This window comes from Paenibacillus sp. FSL H8-0259, from assembly GCF_037963255.1.
Lineage (GTDB): Bacteria > Bacillota > Bacilli > Paenibacillales > Paenibacillaceae > Paenibacillus_AQ > Paenibacillus_AQ phytohabitans.
The window spans coordinates 6860575-6882090 of the sequence record NZ_CP150147.1; the positions used below are offsets into that span (position 1 = coordinate 6860575).

Consider the following 21516-nt stretch of genomic DNA (forward strand, 5'->3'; position numbering starts at 1 on the left):
CCGTCTTACTCCCGGCGCAGAGTCAGTACAGTAAGCTCCGGCCGGCACATGAAGCGCAGCGGCATCATGGTTTCGCCGAATCCCCTGTTCACATACACCGGCATCGCCTTATTCTCTGTGTAATACAGGCCGTCTATGTATTTCTGCGAGCCGTAAGGCGTGAACGGCGCACCCAGCAGCGGCAGACGGATCTGACCGCCGTGGCTGTGCCCCGAGAGCTGCAGGTGAAACGGATACCCTTCCGCCGTATCGGCGTAATCCGGCTCATGCATCATCAGCACCGTGAACGTGCCGTCCGGGATGCCCTGGATTGCGGCCTCCGGGTCCGGCTTGCCATGCAGCATATCGTCCAGTCCTGCCACCGCCATCACGGCGCCGCCCTGCTTGATCAGGTAGGACTGGTTCCGCAGCACATGGAAGCCGGACTCGTTCAGCAGGCGGGTTAGCAGCTCCGTATTCTTGTAATCATGGTTGCCCAGGATGGCGTACTTGCCCAGCGGAGCTTCAAGCTCTGCCAGTATAGCGACCGAGTCTGTCAAATCCTCGGCGTAGCTGTCCACAATATCCCCGGTGAAGCAGATCAGATCCGGCTTCTCCTCCTTGATGTGCTTAGTCAGCCGGGCCAGATCATGCGCATCCTTGTTGAAGCCCAGATGCACATCGCTGAAATGAACGAGCCGGGTACCGGCAAAAGCCGAAGGGAGATCCTTCAGCGGCAGCTCCCTCCGCGTAATCTCCAGCCAGTTCGGCTCGCCCTGCCAGGCATAGCCGCCGGTAAGCAGGCCGGCGCCAACTACGGTTGCCGCCCCCCGGGCGAGGAACTGGCGGCGGGTCATTTTGCGGCCGCCGGCCCCCTCTTTCTGCGGAGGGGTATGACCGCCGGTGCCTGCTGCCGGCAGGTCAGACCTGGGAGAGCCCCCGGACGATTTTGTACTCATAGGGAGATTCTCCTTTCTATCCTGAAATCTATTCGGTTAATGCCGCTTATGTTCGTATACAGAGCATGCTGCGCTTATTGGCAATATTTCCTCCGGTTCATTCATCAGCGCCTGAGATACGGCTAATCGTCAGGCTAATCCGCTGGTTCATCAGACATCTTATTGCTTCCAGGCCGCTTCGGCGGGGTTCCGGCATCCGGTGCTTCCCGTTCATCCGGTGCTTCCTTTTCTTCCTATTCTTCCTGCTCTCTCTCCTCATGCTTATCCGTTACAGCTTCTTCCACTTTGTCATCAATGTCCACTTCTATAGCCGCCTCAATCTCCTCTTCAGTGGTGCCGGGTCCGAGAATTTTGCGGAACAAGCCCAGCATGGACAGGGCATAGGCAACGGTTATGAAGCTGAAGCAGATCTGCATAACTACAACAAGCCGCGAAGTGTTATCTATGGGGGCCACATCCCCGTAACCGACTGTCGTAAATGTAGCTACGCTGAAGTACAGGAAGGTGATCAGCTGGCTGAGCAGATCCTGGCCTATCCCCTCGCCCTGGAAGGAGGACTGGCCAAACAGCTTATATATGGATGTATATACGACTGTAAAAAAAATAATGCAGGTAAACGCCGCGATGCTGATCCGGACCAGTGTCTGCTGCAGCCTGACTTCCTTGCTGTTGGAGTCCTTGATCTCATGAAAAATAAACAGAATATAGAACAGGACCGAAGCCAGGACAAAAATCAGAATCAGACCGCGCAGTCCCCGGTTGCCGGGTACAATGGTGCCCAGATCGATCAGGTTCAGCAGATCCTCAACCGAAATCAGGGCATAGATCAGAATGGGAGCCAGCAGAACGCCTTTGCCCATCCAGCTCAGCTTAATCCGGAGAAACCACAGCGCCAGCAATATGATTACAGCAAAATTGAAAATCCATATCCACCACGCCATGCCTTACTCTCCTGTTCTACGGCCCCGGACTCCTGTCCTGCCCTGAAGGTACCGTTATCCTCACGGATAAAATGCTGCGACCCGTCCCTGCGCCCTCTGCCTAACCGGCAGTGCGTTCACCGGTACCTGTCTTCACCTGCACATCGTCTTCTCCTGCTCCGCTGATTACAGTGATCCGGCATTCTTCCTCCGGTGTCTCCTTGTATGCCAGAGCGATGCTTTTATGCTCTATATCCTTGCGGCTGACCCGCCGCAGCTTGAAGCTTACTCCGATCTCTTTCGTGAACGGGAACGGGGTAAGCGTCAGCGTAGCGTTGTCCTGCCACTCTGCCTGAATCGCACGTCCGGATGTGAAGCTGAATTCCTCGCTGCCCGAGAAGCCGTCTGCGAACCAGGGATGCTTCTCGGACTCGGCGCTGCCCGGCTCGCTCAGCGCCAGAAACAGCGACAGGTCATCACAGAACTGCAGCAGTCTGGCGTCATAATACAGTTCGCCTTCTTCAAGTGGCCGGCTCTGCTCCAGCTCACGGTGGATACGGGCTCTGCGCTCCGCTTCATCCTGCAGATACCGGGTGAGCTCCGGGCATTCCTCTCCCGATACCTCGATCAGCCGTTCGAAATGAGAGCTGCACAGCAGCGCCCCATAAGGCGTATCCGCTTCAACCTCGTTGATGCCCCGTCTATAAAAAGTCAGCTTAGGCACAACCGGGAAGTCGATGAAGCTGTACGGCGCATCTTCCGCATCGTTCCAGAACGGCGTCTCATCCAGATCGATCCAGCCCCGGTCATGATTGCTCACCGCCCGCAGCACCTCCTCCCGGCGGCCTTCCGCAGGCGTATGCTCCTCCTTGAACCACTTCGCAAATTCCCCGGCCAGCAGCCCGTGCTCATGCTGCTTCACCATCACAAACGCTCCGTCCTGTTCACGACAAATCACTGTAATTCCTCCCCGTTATCCGCTGTCTGAATCCTGCCATCCACTATGTAGATTATAACATATCCACCTATATTTATTGGAATGCGGCGCACCTTAACGGCTCTATTGTATGCGCAACACAATATAAGACTGTCTAAAAATGTACCCTTTTTCCACCCTGAAAGAAACATATCCGGCTGCAATAGCCCTTTCCAGTTCCAACCGGAACAGGAAATGAACTCCTGGCGCAAACAGGCCGTTCAGGAAATACTCCTGAACGGCCTGTGGTTTAAGGATAGCAGCTGATTACACTGCCGCAGATATAAATCGTAAAGAAAATGCAAGCTGTATCGTTACACGCCCAGCCAGCGCTTGAACATATGCTTCGTCGTCTGCTTGTTGATCTCGGCAATGGAGGTGGTCAGCGGAATTCCCTTCGGGCAGGCGCGCACGCAGTTCTGCGAGTTGCCGCAGCCGTCGATACCGCCGTCTTCCATCAGTGCCTCCAGGCGCTCATCAGAGTTCATCTCACCTGTAGGGTGGGCGTTGAACAGGCGCACCTGCGAGATGGCTGCAGGACCGATGAAATTGGTCTTCTCGTTGACATTCGGGCAAGCCTCCAGGCAGACACCGCAGGTCATGCACTTGGATAACTCATAAGCCCACTGGCGCTTCTTCTCCGGCATCCGGGGTCCCGGACCCAGATCATAAGTGCCGTCGATCGGAATCCAGGCCTTAACCCGCTTCAGGGCATTGAACATCCGGCTGCGGTCAATCACCAGGTCACGGACTACCGGGAAGGTCTTCATCGGCTCAATGCGCACCGGCTGCTCCAGGTTATCGATCAGCGCTGCGCAGGCCTGCCGCGGCTTGCCGTTGATCACCATGGAACAGGCGCCGCATACTTCCTCCAGACAATTCGATTCCCAGCACACCGGAACCGTATTGTCACCCTTCGCGTTCACCGGATTGCGCTGGATTTCCATCAGCGCGCTGATCACATTCATTCCCGGACGGTAGGCAAGCTCGAACTCCTCCGTATACGGGTTCGTTTCCGGCTCGTCTTGGCGGGTAATGATAAATTTTACGTTTTTGGGAGCTGCTGCAGTTTCCGCCATGTCAGTTACCTCCTAAAATTTTGGATAGCATAGCCTTCTCCGAATCCAGTTCGCCAAACTCGCTCCGGAAGCACACGCTTTAAGCTTTTAACGTATTGATGATCTTTCGATTCCGGCGCTAACTGCACTTTGTACAACTAAAACCAGGGGTTCCAGCCTAATTTACGATTTAACTGCACTTTATACATTTATATTTCATAAAAAGGCTCATTCCAGCCCGTCCAGAAGATTCTAACTGCACTGAATACAGTTATTCGTCTCCCATGTGGCAGCGGTGCAGGAATAGCTGTATGAAATACAGTTAAACTGCAGATTCCCCGCCGCCAGGACATGCCAGCCATTCAGCGTCCCTACTGTACTGCCGCTTCGTCCTATCAGTCCTTCGAGTAATCCCGGACCCGCGGAGGAATCAGCGAGACATCGACTTCGTCGTATGAGATTTGCGGGCCGTCAGGCGTCCAGGCGGCTTTGGTCGTCTTGAGGAATTCCTCATCATTGCGCGTCGGGAACTCCGGCTTGTAATGCGCCCCCCGGCTCTCGTTGCGCAGCAGCGCTCCGAGGGTCATTGCTTCTGACAGCTCCAGCATATTCCACAGCTGGCGCGTGAAGGCAACGCCCTGGTTGCTCCAGCGTGAAGTGTCGCTCATGTTAATGTTGCGGTAGCGTTCCTTCAGCTCTTTGATTTTGCCGATGGTCGCTTCAAGCTTCTTGTTCTCACGCACCACGGTCATGTTAGCCGTCATCCATTCGCCAAGCTCCTTGTGGATTACGTAAGCATTCTCCGTGCCTGTCATCCCCAGCAGAGACTCATATTTGTCCGTCTGAGTCTTGTGAAAGCTGTCGAACACCGTGGAGGAGATATCCTGGACCGACTTCTTGAGGCCTTTGATATATTCCACAGCCTTCGGCCCGGAGACCATACCGCCATAAATGGCCGATACCAGCGAGTTCGCGCCAAGGCGGTTCGCCCCGTGGTACTGATATTCACATTCCCCTGCGGCGAACAAGCCGGGAATATTCGTCATCTGGTTATAGTCAACCCACATGCCGCCCATCGAATAATGCACAGCGGGGAAGATTTTCATCGGAATTTTGCGGGGATCATCGCCCATGAACTTCTCGTAGATCTCGATAATACCGCCCAGCTTGACGTCGAGCTCCTTCGGGTCCTTATGCGAAAGATCCAGGTATACCATGTTCTCGCCGTTAATGCCCAGTCCCTGATCCACACACACATTGAAAATCTCACGTGTTGCGATATCGCGCGGCACCAGATTGCCGTAGGAAGGATATTTCTCTTCGAGGAAATACCACGGCTTGCCGTCCTTGTAGGTCCAGATACGTCCGCCTTCGCCGCGCGCCGATTCCGACATCAGCCGCAGCTTGTCATCGCCCGGGATGGCTGTCGGGTGGATCTGGATGAATTCCCCGTTCGCATAATGCACACCCTGCTGATATACAGCGCTTGCAGCGGTTCCAGTATTGATGACCGAGTTCGTTGTTTTGCCGAAAATAATCCCCGGGCCGCCGCTGGCCAGAATGACCGCATCCGCCGGGAAGGTCTGAATCTCCATCGTCTTCAGATTCTGGGCGCTGATGCCGCGGCATACACGCTCGTCATCGAGAATAACGGAGAGGAATTCCCAGTTCTCGCTCTTGGTCACCAGGCCTTCGGCTTCCCAGCGGCGCACCTGCTCATCCAGCGCATACAGCAGCTGCTGGCCGGTTGTCGCTCCGGCGAACGCTGTCCGGTGGCGCTTCGTCCCGCCGAACCGGCGGAAGTCGAGCAGCCCCTCCGGCGTGCGGTTGAACATGACGCCCATCCGGTCCATCAGGTGGATAATGCCCGGTGCGGCTTCGCACATCGCTTTGACCGGGGGCTGGTTGGCCAGGAAGTCGCCGCCGTAGACGGTATCGTCAAAATGCTCCCAGGGCGAGTCGCCCTCGCCCTTTGTATTTACTGCGCCATTGATGCCGCCTTGCGCGCAGACCGAATGTGATCTTTTGACAGGGACCAGTGAGAATAGATGTACATGCGCGCCGGATTCGGCGGCCTTAATGGTAGCCATCAGGCCGGCCAGACCGCCGCCCACGATGATAATATCGGCTGATGCCATGATTGTTCCCCTCCTGAATTAAAATCTGTATATTCCTAAATAAAGCTGCGGAGCGACTGCATCGCCGTGGCTGCGGTTTGAAATTCATCGTCACGGAAAGTCACCAGTGACAGTACGAACATGAAGGTAACAAGTACGAACACACCGAGACAGAGGATAGAGGACACCCGCTGCGAACGCGGCCCCACAGTAATACCCCAGCTGATCAGGAAGGACCACAGGCCATTGGAGAAATGGAAGCAGGCTGCTACAATACCGATGATATAGAAGGTCATCAGCAGCGGATTAGTCACAATATTGTGCATGACACCGCCCAGTTCTTCATGCTCTACATTGCCAAGCGCCACCTGGACACGGGTATCGTACAGATGCCAGACAATGAAGATGAAGGTGACGATTCCGCTGATGCGCTGCAGCGTATAACGCCAGTTTCTTTCCAGATTGTAGCGGTTCAGGTTCGGCTTCGACTGATAAGCGATGTACAGGCCGTACACTCCGTGGTACAGCAGTGGCAGCCAGATGCCGAACAATTCCAGGAAGAAGACCAGCGGCAGGCTGTTCAGCCAGAGCACACTGTCTGTGAAACCGGAAGCACCACCCTCTACTGCTGCGAAGTTCGTCAGCATGTGCTCAAGGAAAAAGGCCCCGAGCGGGATAATGCCGAGCAAGGAATGAATCTTTCTGGAATAAAATCCTCTCATGCAAAGTGTCCCCTTTCCAATTAAAACAGCGTTTTCAAATTATCTTTTTAAAGAGCATACACCGCCGGGAGTACAGTTGAAACAGGGCAGCGGCAGGCTGCAGTAAGCAGCAAAATGTCTATTTGCACCACTTTTCATTGTTTTCCCGGACTTTGCTTTATTATTCACAATATGTGAATATCTTGTGTCACTTTTCATGTTACTCTTTTTTCGCTTATAAGGGAATTGCAATCTAATTATTAATCGTTATACAATAAACGCATAAGAATATTTTTAATATGATAATAATTCTCATTTAGACTGAGAATTCACTTCAGTTTCAGACGAATACTCCTATAAATCAACGTATCTCCCGGCTCCCGGCTATGCTTTTTATCACTAATCCATTGGAATCCTTAACCAGCAATCTTCTAATACAATCCGCCGTTTACAGATCGGGACAAAGGAGTGCTTGTAATGTACGATGATTTAGACGCTTTTGCTGCAGTTGTGGAGCATTCCAGCCTGAACCGGGCCTCCCGCCAGCTTAACCTGTCCCAGCCCGCTCTGTCCCGCAAAATATCCAAGCTGGAGGAACGGCTCGGGGTCGCCCTGTTTCACCGTTTCGGCAAGCGGCTGGAGCTTACGGAGGTAGGACGGCTCACTTATACCTACGCGCTGGAGCAGCGGCAGCAGCGTTCCAAGTTCCTGGAAGCGTTGTCCAAGTTCAAGGAAGGCGAACCGCAGCTCGTCACGCTGGGGGCCAGCCTGACCACACTGCAAACCACACTGCCTCCGCTGGTGAATGCCTACATGGATAAATACCCGGCGGCCGAGCTGAAGCTGATCACCGGGAAGACACATGAGATGGTTACCGCAGTCAGCGAGGGCAAATGCGATGTCGGCATCATCGCCTCCCAGGTTCAGGAGCCGGGGCTGCGCTGCATCCCGCTGTTCGAGGACCAGCTCCGGCTGGTCGTCGCCGAGCACCACCCGCTGGCCCAGTCTCCGCGGCTCACGATGGAGCATCTCTCCCGGCTGCCGATGATTCTCTTCTCCAAGGGCACCTGGTACCGCCGGACGACTGATGATCTGTTCCAGCGCTGCGGCGTTGATCCCGATGTGCGGATGGAGATCGACTCCTTCGAAGCGATTGTCCGGCTGCTGCCGACCATCAAGGCGGCCGCGCTGCTGCCGAAGTCTTATCTCCGCCCGGAGCTGCTGAACGGCGGGGGACTCGTCTCCCTGCACATCAAGGAGCTGGAACAGACGCAGCGGACCACCTGCCTGATCTACCAGGGTAGCGGCGGACTTAGCACTGCAGCACGCTGCCTCGTGCAGGTAACAGAAGAAGTGTTCCTGTCCGGACGCGAATAACAGAAATCACCCGGCAAGCTTCCATATTGCTACGGAATAGCCTGCCGGGTGAATGTGTTACAGAGATTTTATGACATAGGATTAGCGGAACTTACCTGCATCAATGGCAGCTTGCTTCTCATCCAGAACTTCCTGGTAGCCTGCATCCAGGTAAGTCTTCTTGGCTGCTTCATAGGTAGCATCGAATTCAGCTTCAGGAGCCAGCACGACCTTCACATACAGTTCCTGGAACAGTGTATTCAGGTCCGCTTTGTATTCGTTTACCTTCTCCAGTACAACGTTGAACAGGGCATCCGGTGTACGGAATTCGGCAACTTCATCGTAATACTTCACCAGATCATCAGCAAGCGTCTCATAGCCGGCCGGTGCCCAGTTGCGTAGATTAGCCGTGCGGGTTTTGGCTGCATCCGGATACTGTGCAATTTCAGTTACAAGGCCCCAGTAATCTTTGTTATTGTTCTGTGCCAGAACAGCTTCGCCTTTGTAATCTGGATTCTTCAGCGCAATACCGTCTGCATCAAGTGTATAGTTCTCCCCTTCGATACCGTTCTGGAATTTGAACAGGTTCTCCGGCTGGCTGAGCCATTCCAGATACATCCAGACTGCAGCACGTTCCTCAGGTGTAGATTCATAGTTAATCCCCATGATGAAGCCGAACGGCCAGTAGGCGCGTCCTTGAGGCTTATTGCCTTCCGGAACACCTGCATAAGGAGGCACTACAGCAAATTCAGCATCCGGGTTGTTCTGCAGGGTAGCAGCAAAGACATCCGTATTGTTTGCCAGGTAGAAGGCGAAGTTCCCTGTTTTGCCGGAAACAAATTCAGCTTTGACCTTAGGCTCGTCGTTACGCAGATAGAATTCCTTATCAAGCAGACCGTTATTATACTGATAGTTCAGGTTTCGTAAGTAAGCCTCTGTATCAGCCGTGGTAAGGTCAGCTACGCTAAGATCGGAATACAGCGCACGGTATTTCGCGTCAACCGGCCATTCACGGAAGGCATAGTTAAAGTTATAGAAGTTCTGCAGCAGGTTGCCGCCGGTCACACCGAGTCCGGCCTCTTTCCATTTCGCCAGCATCTCGTTGTATTTCTCCAGGGAAGTCAAATCTTCAACCTTCATGCCAACCTTTTCAACCCAGTCCTTGCGGATAATGTTGACGAAGTTGTCGGCTTCAGGGCGGGCAGCGAAGAAGAAGGTTTTCTGATCATCCACTGTACCATACTGCTCAATAGTGGAGCCCATGTTTTTCCAATAGGTTGGTGCGTAATTTTCGATTTCAGCATAATCCAGCGGCTGCATAACATCCTCACCATAATAAGTAAGCGCTTGCGGCATGTCGTAATGGAAGATGATATCAGGGGCTTTATGCGATGCCAGCAGCTGCTCGTAATCTGTTACCTCTTTGGCGCGGGTAATCGGTACATAATTGACTTCGATATTGTACTTGTCGCCAAATTCCGCTTGTACCCAGCGGGTATAATAGTTATCGGACACATTCCAGCCCTCATACGCCCGTTCGTAGACCGGAATATCCAGCGAGACCTTCTTCTCGAAGCCCTTGGAGTAATCAGGGAAACTTCCTTCAGTCTGGTTCGTAGCTGCGGCTGATTCTGCCGGGGCTGTGGTAGGCTCGGTGTTGCCATTCTTAGCGTTGTTATTTCCCCCGGAGCATCCGGCCAGCATACCGGCCGTCATCACAGACGCCATCAATAATGAAACAAAACCTTTTTTGTTCATCGCAATTCCCCCATTTGTAATTTTCGGATTCAAATAGAATTACTATATACTAGAGCGCTGGACTACTCCTTGACCGCCCCGAGCATAACACCTTGAACGAAGTATTTCTGGACGAACGGATACACACAGAGAATAGGCAGAGTAGCAAATACTACAACGGATGCCTTAAGGACCTCCGGATTACTGAGCTGTACCTGGGTGGCTTCCAGCTGGAAGCTTTCACTCGCCTGGATAACCAGATAATAGAGCTTGAGCTGCAGCGGCCGCAGGGAGATCTCATGCTTAATATAGAACAGGGCATCCTGGTAAGCATTCCAGCGGCCGACTGCGTAGAAGAGGGCAAGTGTCGCCATAATCGGCTTGGACAGCGGCAGGACAATGCTGAACAGGATCCGGAAATGCCCGGCACCGTCGATCCGCGCCGATTCTTCCAGACTTACCGGTATACCGTGCGTTAGCGAAGTCTTCATAATCAGCAGATTGAAGGCACTGAACGACAAGGGCAGAACCAGTGACCAGATCGTATCCATCAGTCCCAGATTGTTGATATTCATATAGTCCGGAATGATGCCTCCACTGAAGTACATCGTGAACAGGAAGATGAAGGTGATAACCCGGCGGCCCTTGAACTGGGCTCTCGACAGCGGGTAAGCGGCACAGATGGTCAGAATCATTCCCAGAATCGTGAATAGTACAGTCACGATAACCGTGATATACAATGAACGGAGGATACTGGCATCCGCGAAGATTTTTTTGTACGCTTCGATGGTGAAGCCCTGCGGCCACAAAAAGACCTTATTGGCAATGACGAAGGAGTCAGAGCTCAGGGATTTCGATACGACATGAATAAACGGCAGCAGGCATATTAGCGAGACTAAGACGATTGCGAAGCGGATCAGAAATTCCCAGATATCTATACGTGCTTTATGGGGTGCGGCAGAGCCCCCGGCTGTTGCTTTCATGGTTCCTCTCCTTTCTACAATATTCCATCCTCGCCAAGTTTCTTGGCTACACGGTCCGCTGAGATGACCAGAATAATACCGATGACGGACTGGAATAATCCGATGGCTGTCGCCCGGCTGAAGTTGCCGCTCTCGATCCCCCAGCGGTACACCAGCACCGGAATGGTCGTGGTGAACTCTGTGGTGGCCTTATTCTGCAGAGCGTAAATACGCTCGAAGGAGCCGTCCATCACTTTCCCCAGAGCCATGATCAGCAAGGTCACAATAGTCGCACGGATGGAAGGCAGCGTGATATTCCACACCTTTCTCCAGCGTCCTGCTCCATCGACCGTAGCCGCTTCATACATCTCCGGATTAATCCCGCTCATCGCCGCCAGGTAGATAATGGTGCCCCAGCCCATACTCTGCCACACACCGATGGCCAGATAGCTGATCAGCCAGTTATTGTCTTCCTGCAGGAACGGAATACGGGTACCGCCCATGAGTTCAATCAGATTGTTAACAACACCGCCGCCTTCACTAAGAAGCTGATAAGCGATAGCCCCGATAATGACCCAGGACAGGAAGTGAGGCAAGTACAGTATCGTCTGATTAATGCGCTTGAAGCGTATGCTTTTGACCTCATTCAGCAGCAGCGCCAGCACAATCGGCATTGTGAAGCTGAAGCAGAGGTCAAGCACGTTGAGCAGCAGCGTATTCCGGACGGCCTTAATGAAATCAGCCTTGGCGAACAGCTCCTGGAAGACTTCCATTCCGACCCAGTCACTGCCCCAGAAGCCCCGTGCAATTTTGTAATCCTTAAAGGCAATTACAAGTCCGGTCATCGGCAAATATTTGAATACGATTACAAATGCCAGCGGAAGCATAACGAGCAGGTAGAGCTGCCAGTCACGCTGCAAATAATATCCGAATCCCTGTTTCTTTCTTAATAAAGGACTGTTATTAGTTTGTGAAGCGCTTGCAACTTTCAAAATTTTCACCTCCTGCCTTCAATGTTCTTCTTGCCGGCCAATGTCCTCCGGCTCGATTTCTATGCTAGCCCCTTTGCCTGATCTTGAAAATCATGAGTATTGATGATCACCATCAAATTTGATTGAAGTGCCGTTCTAAAGGCCTTTGCAGCACAATTATGATCAAATGTGATAGGCATTCCCAAAAATAATAAAGCGCTTTCAAATGTAGACAAAAAAATCCGGCCAGGAGAAGGCTCTTAGGAGCTCTTACTCTTGGCCGATTTAAAGCTGCTTGGCGGCATGCCTTCGTATTTGCGGAAAAAGCGGTTGAAGCTCTGAACATTATAATAGCCAACCTCTGCTGCGATTTGCTTGATAGAGCATTCCGTATCCAGCAGCAGCTCTTTGGCCTTCTCGATCCGCAGCTGATTCACAAAATCAATCATGCTATTGCCGGTTTGCTCATAGACGATCTTGCGCATATAAGAATAGCTGATGCCGATTTCCTTGGCCATATCCTCGAACACAATCTCTTCACGGAAATTTTTCTTCAAATAATGAATGATTCGTTCCGCATGATTGGTTTCACTCGTGCTGCGGTCCAGGCTCTGTACGATTTCAGTGAAGAAACCATGCAGATATTCCTCCAGCTCATCCAGTGTATCCATTGCAGCAAGAATGGAGTACACATTCCCTCTGCCCATAACCATCCGGCCCGTGCTGATATGATTCTCACGGAGGTGCTTGATCGTTGCCCCCATCAGCTGATAGTAGATAAACATAATATTATCGTAGGAAATATTCTCTTCCGAAGCGATCTGGCTGCGGATGCTCTGAAGCTCTTTGAATATCCCGGCCAGTTCACCGGCATCCAGGAAGTTGAGAATCCTCCGCTCACTGCTCTCGGAATCGAGGTATTTACGGCTGCCCTCCTCTTCATCGTGCCAGTACATAATGCTTCCCGCCCCGTTAATCATCCGGCGTTTGATGACTTCCATCGCTTCAAACAGCCGCAGGGCAACCCTCTCGGGTGCATCAGCCAATTCACTTACACCGATTGTGACTGAATGCTCCAGCAATTCAAGTGATTGATCCCGGATCTGCTCCAGCGCCTGACGGATCAGCCCCTCCTTCTCCCCGGACTCATCCGGAGCAAAGTTCAGCACAATCACTATACAGCCATCGTTATGATAGACACTGCGGGCGAGTACCCCCTCCGGGAAGAAGCTCTCATACTTCGCATTGAGCAGATACCGGTGATAGCTGCGCGTCTCCACATTGGTATTGCCCACATACCGCCGGTACTGGTCAATAGACACGACAACAACTCTGTAGCCTACTTCCGGAAAAGCCTCCGTGATCCGGGGCGGAATCTCACCGCGCAAAAGACGGTGAACTGCAAGACTCCGGGTATCCTGTTCACGCTCCTGCAGCAGCTGGAACAGGCTTTCCTCTTCCTCCTGCATGCGTTTGAACGCCATATCCAGGAAGGCCAGCTCATTCTTATTGACCACACCCAGGTCGCTCTTCGAGCGGATCGTCCGCACCAGCTGCCGGAGGGGCCTGGACAGCCAGGTCGCAAGAAAGATGGCAAGCAGCGTCCCGAGCAATATGATAGCTCCGGTAAGCAGAATGATATTCCCCTGCATATCCCGTGATTTGATCATCAGCTCATCCATGGAGCTCCAGCTCACATTCCACCACCCGGACACTGCCGAACGGCTCCATGCGTATATCATCCGCTTGCCTTCCAGCTCGTGGAATGTATAGCCTTCACTGGATTCCTGGTTCAGTATTTCCTGAAGGTAAGGCAGCTTCTGACCGTCAGAGAGCAGCAGTGAATGATCATTGTAGGAAATGACCTTACCGTCTGAGTCCAGCAGCAGGTAGTTGCTGTCTCCGATCTCTGTAGCATGCAGATATTTGCCGATCTGGCTCTCTTTCAGGTTGACTACGATAATCCCGCGGGTGGTGGAGGACAGGCGGTTGAGGGGATAAACATACGACACCACATTTTCACCCGACTCCAGCTTACGGGGAACCCACACCCCGCTGATGCCTCTGCGTCCTTCAAGCGCTTCTGTAATCCAATCGATGGACTCGTACCGTTCCAGCGTCGTGATGCTACTGTCAGTAGAGAACACATAATCCGAATCATTCAAATAAAAGTACGAAGAGTACACACCGTCTACCCGGCGGTTCAAGTTCAGCAGCTCTTTCGTCACAGAGAGTGCCAGGCTCACGTTGTTGTAATTTGCGTTAATTTCATCGTACGTCTCAAGGCTTCGGATACGGTCAAAAATATTCGTCGCCGCCAGACGCGACGTGTCCTGGGCCAGATTGGCAAGCGCATTCTCATTTAACTTGCGGTTGGCATTCAGCCCGGCAAGCGTGGATTCTCCAATGGCTACTTCTGAGTTCTGTATAATCTGTGACCCGCTGTACCAAGTCAGAATCGCTGTGGGAATCGCCATGATGCAGAATAGAATCAGTGCCAGCTGCAGGATCATCGGTGTTTTTTTCATATTGCTATCCCCCTAAGGATGTCTCTATATATAACTGCCTTGAAATTATCTTCTGTCCATACCTCAGCTGGCTTTATCAATATGTTACCGCTTACATTTAAATTTTCCAACCCCCTGAGACAATTAATTTGTGCCTCGCGGCAAATCTCTCCGTCCGGATCACTTCAATGTTTTTATTTTAACATTTTAGATTACATTTTACATATGTGTATAGGAAATTTTTTCAAACAAATTCGAAAACGAAGCCCATTTCCGTCATTTGCAGGTGAATGTCACTTGACACCGGACAGATTTCCGCTTAAGGTTAGTTACATAAGTAATTAACCAGTTAGGTGGTGAAGCGGTGGGTATCCAGATGGATGACAACCGGCCGATTTTCGTGCAGATTGCGGAGCTGATTGAGAATGACATCATCGATGGAACCGTGCCCGAGGAGACCCAGGTGCCTTCCACGAACCAGTTCGCAGCCTTTTACAGCATCAATCCGGCAACGGCGGCCAAAGGCGTGAATCTGCTCGTAGAGCAGGGAATCTTGTATAAAAAGCGGGGGATCGGAATGTTTGTTGCAGCGGGAGCACGCTCCGAATTGACGAATAAGCGCAGGCAGCAGTTCTATGAGCAATATGTGGTGGCAATGATCCGTGAGGCCGCGAAGCTGGGCATTACAACGGAGCAATTGTCTGAAATGATCCGTAAGGGGGATGAGAACCGATGATGGTTACGGGGAAGAAGCATGCAGCAGCGGCAGTTCCATCCGGCGCAAGGCTCGATTTAAGCCATGTGAGCAAGGTTTTCCGCGGAGGCCAGGGCGTACATGATATCTCGCTGAGCCTGGAGCCGGAGATGATTCATGGATTGATCGGAGCCAACGGCAGCGGCAAAAGCACCCTGCTCTCCCTCATTGCCGGCCAGAGGTTCGCAGACAGCGGACTGATCACGTATGGCGGCGATCATGTGAATGAGCATGTAGCGGCACTGAGTCAGATCTGTCTGGTCAAGACCTATGAACGCTCCTGGGAGAACTACTCATTGAAGGAAATCTTCAAGTTTGCCTCGATCTTCTACCCCTATTGGGATGAGCAGCTGGCCGGTGAGCTGATGGACAAATTCCAGCTAAAGGGCAGCAAAAATTACCAGCAGCTGTCGCGCGGCGGCCAATCCATGGCAGGGATCATTAAGGGGCTGGCCAGCCGTGCTCCGCTGACGCTGCTGGATGAGCCGGTAATTGGCCTCGATGCCTCGATGCGCGAAATCTTTTACCGGACCCTGCTTGAGGATTACAGCAATAATCCACGCACCTTTGTAGTGACTACACATCTGATCGAAGAAGCGGAGAACCTGTTTGAACGGATGGTTTATATCAAAAGAGGTCGTGTCGCCTTCCAGGGTCCTGTAGAGGATTTTGCCGCCAACGCCGTCTATGCTTCCGGACCTGCTAACGTGCTGGAGAAGCTGCTGGGGGATGTCCGGGTACTGCACAGTGAACGCCTGGGGGGTAAGCTGCTGCTTGCGCTTGAGGATCTCTCCGGCCCCGCCGAACGCAGAATGCTCCAGGATCAGGGCGTTGAGCTGTCTCCGGTTCCGCTGCAGAAGCTGTTCGTATATCTGACGCTGCGCGATGCAGAGAATTCGCAAGGAGGCGGAAACCGATGAGCTACCGGAGTCTAATGAAGTTTCATCTGAAAGATTACCGCAGAGGCGCCTTGATTCTGCTGAGTATATTCGTTTGTGTAGACACCGCCCTGGTACTGTTGATGAAGTTTCTGCCCGCCTGGGATATGGGAACGGCGGACAATATCTTCAGCGTTAACCGGAATATTATGTCTATCTTCATGATTGTCAGCATGATCGTTACCGTGGCTATTACCTTTCCGCTGATGAGCAGCTTCAGTGTGACCCGCCGCAATTTCTACGTCAGCTCGCTGCTGGCCCTGCTGGCCTTCTGCATAACGGCTGCGCTGGCGGAGACTGCCGTGTATCTGATCGGCCGGGCTGTTCTTCCTTCGATCGGACTCCCGGTTGATGTGGACCGGCCGATCCTGCTCTCTGCGTACGTGTTCATGCTGACCCTGCTCGATGTGTCGGTAGCCACCTTCCTGATCGGCGCCTGTTATTACAGATTCAAAGTAATCACCGGAACCCTGCTGGCCATCGTGTATTTCGGAGCTGTCGCCCTCATTTCCCAAATGTTCCCTTCCATGGAGTACATGGAGAACTTCGCATTATTCTCGTCAGACCCCGCAATGCTCGAGCCTGGAACCACTCTCCTAGTATGGGGGATGATCGCCCTGTGCGCCGGGGCCGGGTGGCTGATATACCGCCGGACTGACATCCGGATGTAGCCGTCTTTCTGAAGAGCAAAAAACGTCCGGCTGCACGTCAGCCGGACGTTTTTTTGCATTCTTTTATAGAGATACGCAGACTGGTCTTCCGCACCTAATCCGCATTCACCGCTTCATCCTCGAACTCTCCGATGCTGTCATTGGAGCCGATTACCACCATAATATCCCCCTGATGCACATGGTCATGCGCCGTCGGGGCAACGATGATGCCGTCCTCACGGTTCAGGGCAATGATGCTGCAGCCGTATTTGGCGCGCGTGTTCAGCTCGGAGAGGCTTTTGCCGTCCATACAGGCAGGCACTGTCAGCTCAACAACCTTGTAATCCTTGGAGATCTCAATATAGTCCAGTAAGTTCGGTGTCACCAGCTGGTGGGCCACACGGATTCCCATATCACGCTCCGGAAAAATCACCCGGTCCACGCCCAGCTTCGACAATGCGCGCCCATGCAGAATCGAGATCGCTTTGCCGACCACCTGCTTGACGCCGAGCTCCTTGAGCAGAATTGCGGCCAGTATACTCCGCTCCATATTATCGCCGATCGCCACAATCCCGCAGTCGAAATTGCGCACTCCGAGGGAGCGCATAATCCCTTCATCCGTAGCATCCGCCATCACCGCATGGGTCAGCCGGCCGGTCATTTCCTCCACCCGCTCCTCCTGATGGTCGATCCCAAGCACCTCATAGCCCATGGACATCAGCTCTAGCGCCAGACTTGAACCGAAGCGGCCCAGGCCGATTACAACAAACTGTTGTGCTTTCATGTCTCTATTTCCCCTTATCCAATTATCATTTTGCCTTCCGGATACTTATACAAAGGTTTACCCTGTTTCGGACCCAGTGCATAGGCCAGCGTCAGAAGTCCAAGCCGTCCGGCGAACATCGTCAGACAGATCAGGATTTTGCCGACCTGTGTCAGCTCCGTCGTCAGTCCCAGACTTAGTCCCACATTGGCGAAGGCCGAGGTCGTCTCGAACAGAATCATCAGAAAAGGCAGACCCTCCGTAGTCGACAGCATCATCGATACCGCAACGATCAGCAGCAGAGCCAGCAGCGTAATGGTCAAGGCCTTGAATACACGCTCCTGGGCCAGCCGGTAACGGAAGAGTACGATGTCCTCCCGGCCGCGCAGCATGGAGATGACTGCTCCGATCATCAGCGTGAAGGTTGTCGTCTTGATGCCGCCGCCGGTTGAACCCGGGGAAGCGCCGATAAACATCAGAATGACGATGAAAAACTGTGTCGCCTGGCGCAATCCTGTAATATCCAGCGTATTGGCTCCGGCTGTACGCGGTGCAACGGACTGGAACAGGGATGCCCAGATTTTGGTCCCGAGGTTCATAGGTCCCAGCGTCCGTGCGTTGGTGAACTCGAAGATGAAGATCACTGCCATCCCTGTCAGAATAAGTCCGAAGGTCATCGACAGCACTACCTTACTATGCAGCGACAGCCGGCGTTTCCGCCGGTACTCGGCCAGATCGGACATCACGATGAAGCCGATCCCGCCGGAGATGATCAGGAACATCACGACCAAGTTGATCACAGGATCACCGACATATGCTGTCAGGCTGTTATCATGGCCGCCAAACAGATCAAACCCGGCATTGTTAAACATCGACACCGCATGAAACAGGCCATAATATAAGGCACGCGGAAGCGGCATATCAAAGGCAAAGCGGACGGACAGCAGGATGGCTCCTGCCGCCTCAATAACCAGCGAGTAGATCAGCACTTTGCGGATCAGCCGCACAATCCCCTCCATCGAGCTCTGATTCATTGCTTCCTGGAGAATCAGCCGGTCCCGCAGCGAGATTCTGCGTTTAAGCACAAGCGCAAACAGCGTGGCCATCGTCATGAAGCCGAGTCCGCCGATCTGGATCAGCACCAGAATGACGGCCTGTCCGAATCCGCTGAGGTGGGTTCCGGTATCCACAACGGCAAGTCCGGTCACACAAGCGGCAGAGGTCGCAGTAAACAGCGCATCCATGAAATGAAGCGGCTCCCCGGCTACACTTGATACCGGAAGCATGAGCAGTAAAGTGCCTATCATAATTACTACGGCGAACCCAAGCACCAGGATTTGCGGAGGAGCAAGCTTCAGAAATTTGAAGCCCGTTATTTTGGGAAACGGTGAAACCAAACTCCTCATCCTTTCAGGTTCCTTATTGGAAGTTAAGAATTGTTCAATATCAAATAAACATACAAAATTATATACGTTATTGCCTAACTTCACAAAGAATCATTTTCAAAATAAGCTGGAGTACAAATAAAGAACAATCTGCAAATAAACAAGCATAAGCTTGGACCTCTCCACGTAAAAGGATAATACGGCAATTTTTTGTAACTGCCGGGCAAGTAATATTATAATGGAATGTACAAGAGTATTTCATTTCAAGGAGGCGTTTCATGAATCCCGTCGGCCAGCCCCTACAGCAGCGGCCCCTTACCACCAAACTTATCCTTGCTGGAATTCTCGGACTTATTGTGTTTGTCATGTTCCAGGTCGCCCCCCAGCTCTTCCAGGGCTCCGGTGAGGACACAGCAATTATCAGCAAAAGCGAAGTGCAGGACAAAGCCGCCGCATTCGCAGCACAGCAGCTCGGCCACGAAGCAGGAGTGAAGGATGAATGGACTATCCTCTATAAGACAGACTCCTCTTTCTACGGCTATATGTCCAGGGAGAAGCTGCTTGAGGATTACACCAAGAACAAGCTGGACCAGCGGTACCCGTTCGATGTCTACCATGCCGCACTTTATCCTTCCGGTGAAGCGGATGCCCTGCTCTCCGTGGATATCAATATGTATACCGGTGAAGTAGTTGCCTTTGCCCGCGGAGCCGATGCCGGTGCCGCAGGACTCGATTACAGGGAAAGACCGGCCAAGGTTGTAACGAGCCCTGCCGGTACTGCAATAACTGCAAGCAGTGAAGCGGGTCTTACCCTTGAGCAAAAAGAAAAGCTGGCCCGCCCGTGGCTGCAGCTATGGGGTGCAAATCCGGCGAAGCTCCAGATCGAGACGGGCAGCGATGAGTACGGGCTTGTCTACACGGAGAGCTCGGTTAAGGTCGGAGAAGCGCTGCTGCATTATAACTTTAACTTCTCCGGTGAGCAGGTCTCCTATTTCCGCGCCGGATTCACTGCCCCGGCCTGGCATGATAGCTATGTTGAAGACCAGACCGCTCTTGCCAAGAAGCTCACCTTGTTCGGCTATGGCCTGCCTACACTGCTTCTGGGTATTCTTGCGCTGATCTACAGCATTCTGCGCCGGGGTCACACGTCCTGGAGGCGCGGGCTCTTCCTTAGCTCCGCCCACTTCCTGATTATGATGGTCAGCAGCTACAATGTGCTTCCCGAATCAGGCGGTGACAGTGCCGAAGCGCGGATTACCGCTGTAGTGATGTTCATCATCTATGTTCTGTACAGCCTGCTAATGTCCTCACTGCTCTACTTCTCACTGGTTGGAGGCGACGGCCTGTGGCGCGCAGAAGAGAAGCTTAACCCCTGGCCCCGTGCCAAAGAGCCCGGTTACGGCCAGTATGTACTGGACAGTATCCGCGCCGGATATGTATGGGCATTCGTCCTGCTCGGCGTGCAGACCATCATGTTCATTATTCTGTCATTCGCCTTGGATAACTGGTCCACTACAGATGCCAGCCAGTCTCCCTACAATATGAAATACGCCTGGCTGCTGCCGATTGTCGCCTGGCTTGCCGGTCTCTCTGAAGAGGCTGTCTACCGGTTGTTCGGCATCCGGATGCTCAAGAAGCTCGTGAAGAATACCTTCATCGCTGCACTGATCACTACGCTGATCTGGGCGCTCGGGCATACCCTCTATCCGATCTATCCGGTCAGTTCGCGCCCGATTGAGCTAACCGTAATCGGTTTGCTGTTCAGCTATATTTTCCTGCGCTACGGCTTCATCGCTGTGATGTTCAGCCATGTGGTGTTTGACAGCATCCTGATGGGGGCCACGCTGATCTTCATGCAGGATAAGGTGAACATCGGCGCCGGTATTGTCACGATCATCCTGCCGTTCATCGTCGGCTACATCGTGTACCGCTTCAACCCTCCGCGGGGGCCGGAGCAGGCGGAGCCGGTCCAGCCTCTGACCTAGACATAGACGGAACCGTATCGATCCGCCCTGCATATCCAAATGGGGCTGTCCCACAAGCCATGAAATGGCTGCTTGGGACAGCTCTTTATTTTGCAGTAGCATCAACGTGGGCACTTGGGTGGACGCTCCGCGAACGGACCGTTTTAAGCGGGATACGAAACACTTTTTTCAACAAACACAAAAAAGAAATCGCCTTTTTGGTAGAATGGAGGTACCACCCAACCATTTCAAAAGGAGCGATTTCTTTGTACATTCAATAGTCCATGGACCCACTTTGCTTGCCAAGGGATCTGGAAGAAGACATTCCTTTGGACCCCTCGCTCGTGGCGTGGATGCAGCCGTCAACCGGCTGAACGAAACCCTCTATGACGCTGCCTATTCCCGGTGGCGGCCGCGACAGCCCCCCTCCTGAAAGGCTCACCATAGCCATCATCTACGCCAATACCCAGCGCAATTATTCGTCCCGCCCAATCGTTTACAGTGACCCGATTACGGTATGCGGTATGCGGTATGCGGTATGCGGTATGCGGTATACTTAATTGCACTTCGTACAACTAAATCGTCTGATTTATAACCGATTCTCCGTTTAGTTGTATTTCGTACAATTAAATGGCCAAGTGAACCTTCATTTTCACCATTCTGGCAGATTTAGTTGTACAGACTACAGTTATAAGAGGCAAGCCTGCCTTTTCGCAGTTTTTAATTGCACAGTATACAACTATTAGTGAATTCCCACTTGGAACTGAATACATCAATTGCTGCATTGTTGGATGAACTCGGCGAGTCCTCCAAATCCAA

17 protein-coding genes are annotated in these 21516 nt (G+C 52.6%); 5 read left to right on the forward strand and 12 right to left on the reverse strand.

Annotated elements, in window-relative coordinates; all coding sequences use genetic code 11:
- Window positions 1-5: 5 nt before the first annotated feature.
- The 6 genes from NSU01_RS29340 to NSU01_RS29365 all read right to left on the reverse strand — a co-directional run bounded on the left by NSU01_RS29340 (window position 6) and on the right by NSU01_RS29365 (window position 6731).
- The gene (locus NSU01_RS29340) at window positions 6-938 is read right to left on the reverse strand and encodes a metallophosphoesterase (protein ID WP_076247516.1); all 933 of its coding nucleotides are present in this window, start codon (window positions 936-938) and stop codon (window positions 6-8) included.
- Window positions 939-1171: 233 nt separating this feature from the next.
- A complete protein-coding gene (locus NSU01_RS29345) occupies window positions 1172-1879 on the reverse strand; it encodes an ion channel (RefSeq protein WP_052422084.1) in 708 nt (235 codons plus the stop codon).
- A gap of 100 nt (window positions 1880-1979) precedes the next feature.
- Window positions 1980-2816 carry a DUF3891 family protein gene (locus NSU01_RS29350; RefSeq protein ID WP_076247513.1) on the reverse strand — a complete coding sequence of 279 codons (837 nt, stop codon included), beginning with the start codon at window positions 2814-2816 and terminating at the stop codon, window positions 1980-1982.
- Window positions 2817-3148: 332 nt separating this feature from the next.
- Entirely contained in the window at window positions 3149-3913 is a 765-nt protein-coding gene (gene sdhB / locus NSU01_RS29355; RefSeq protein ID WP_042139785.1) for a succinate dehydrogenase iron-sulfur subunit, read from the reverse strand.
- 374 nt (window positions 3914-4287) lie between these two features.
- Complete coding sequence (gene sdhA, locus NSU01_RS29360) at window positions 4288-6030, reverse strand: succinate dehydrogenase flavoprotein subunit (protein ID WP_076247508.1); 1743 nt, start codon at window positions 6028-6030, stop codon at window positions 4288-4290.
- 35 nt (window positions 6031-6065) lie between these two features.
- Window positions 6066-6731: a succinate dehydrogenase cytochrome b558 subunit gene (locus tag NSU01_RS29365; RefSeq protein ID WP_042139787.1), complete on the reverse strand. Its 666-nt coding sequence runs from the start codon at window positions 6729-6731 to the stop codon at window positions 6066-6068.
- A 456-nt stretch (window positions 6732-7187) separates the two neighbouring features.
- Between NSU01_RS29365 and NSU01_RS29370 the strand changes: the two genes are divergently transcribed.
- A complete protein-coding gene (locus NSU01_RS29370) occupies window positions 7188-8087 on the forward strand; it encodes a LysR family transcriptional regulator (protein ID WP_076247506.1) in 900 nt (299 codons plus the stop codon).
- Between the two features lie 81 nt (window positions 8088-8168).
- On the opposite strand, the gene NSU01_RS29375 is transcribed toward NSU01_RS29370, so the two are convergent.
- From NSU01_RS29375 to NSU01_RS29390, 4 genes are all read right to left on the reverse strand, one after another.
- A complete protein-coding gene (locus NSU01_RS29375; RefSeq protein WP_042139788.1) occupies window positions 8169-9824 on the reverse strand; it encodes an ABC transporter substrate-binding protein in 1656 nt (551 codons plus the stop codon).
- A 62-nt stretch (window positions 9825-9886) separates the two neighbouring features.
- Entirely contained in the window at window positions 9887-10786 is a 900-nt protein-coding gene (locus NSU01_RS29380; protein ID WP_081970242.1) for a carbohydrate ABC transporter permease, read from the reverse strand.
- A 14-nt stretch (window positions 10787-10800) separates the two neighbouring features.
- A complete protein-coding gene (locus NSU01_RS29385) occupies window positions 10801-11757 on the reverse strand; it encodes an ABC transporter permease subunit (protein ID WP_039306946.1) in 957 nt (318 codons plus the stop codon).
- A gap of 239 nt (window positions 11758-11996) precedes the next feature.
- The gene (locus NSU01_RS29390) at window positions 11997-14264 is read right to left on the reverse strand and encodes an AraC family transcriptional regulator (protein ID WP_076247503.1); all 2268 of its coding nucleotides are present in this window, start codon (window positions 14262-14264) and stop codon (window positions 11997-11999) included.
- Between the two features lie 343 nt (window positions 14265-14607).
- Here NSU01_RS29390 and NSU01_RS29395 point away from each other — a divergent pair, with 343 nt between their 5' ends.
- The 3 genes from NSU01_RS29395 to NSU01_RS29405 are packed head-to-tail and all read left to right on the forward strand — an operon-like array spanning window position 14608 to window position 16606.
- A complete protein-coding gene (locus tag NSU01_RS29395) occupies window positions 14608-14979 on the forward strand; it encodes a GntR family transcriptional regulator (RefSeq protein ID WP_144026186.1) in 372 nt (123 codons plus the stop codon).
- Window positions 14976-15917 (forward strand): ABC transporter ATP-binding protein, encoded by a 942-nt coding sequence (locus NSU01_RS29400; RefSeq protein ID WP_083705698.1) that lies wholly within the window; start codon window positions 14976-14978, stop codon window positions 15915-15917. Before NSU01_RS29395 ends, NSU01_RS29400 begins: the two co-directional genes overlap by 4 nt.
- Entirely contained in the window at window positions 15914-16606 is a 693-nt protein-coding gene (locus NSU01_RS29405) for a hypothetical protein (protein WP_042139792.1), read from the forward strand. The genes NSU01_RS29400 and NSU01_RS29405 overlap by 4 nt, the downstream gene beginning before the upstream one ends.
- Before the next feature lie 94 nt (window positions 16607-16700).
- Here the strand turns inward: NSU01_RS29405 and NSU01_RS29410 are convergent, their stop codons facing one another.
- Window positions 16701-17369, reverse strand: coding sequence for a TrkA family potassium uptake protein (locus tag NSU01_RS29410; RefSeq protein ID WP_039306954.1), 669 nt, complete (start codon window positions 17367-17369; stop codon window positions 16701-16703).
- 14 nt (window positions 17370-17383) lie between these two features.
- A complete protein-coding gene (locus NSU01_RS29415) occupies window positions 17384-18754 on the reverse strand; it encodes a TrkH family potassium uptake protein (RefSeq protein WP_076247500.1) in 1371 nt (456 codons plus the stop codon).
- A gap of 257 nt (window positions 18755-19011) precedes the next feature.
- Here NSU01_RS29415 and NSU01_RS29420 point away from each other — a divergent pair, with 257 nt between their 5' ends.
- A complete protein-coding gene (locus NSU01_RS29420) occupies window positions 19012-20718 on the forward strand; it encodes a CPBP family intramembrane glutamic endopeptidase (protein WP_076247498.1) in 1707 nt (568 codons plus the stop codon).
- Window positions 20719-21516: the final 798 nt, after the last annotated feature.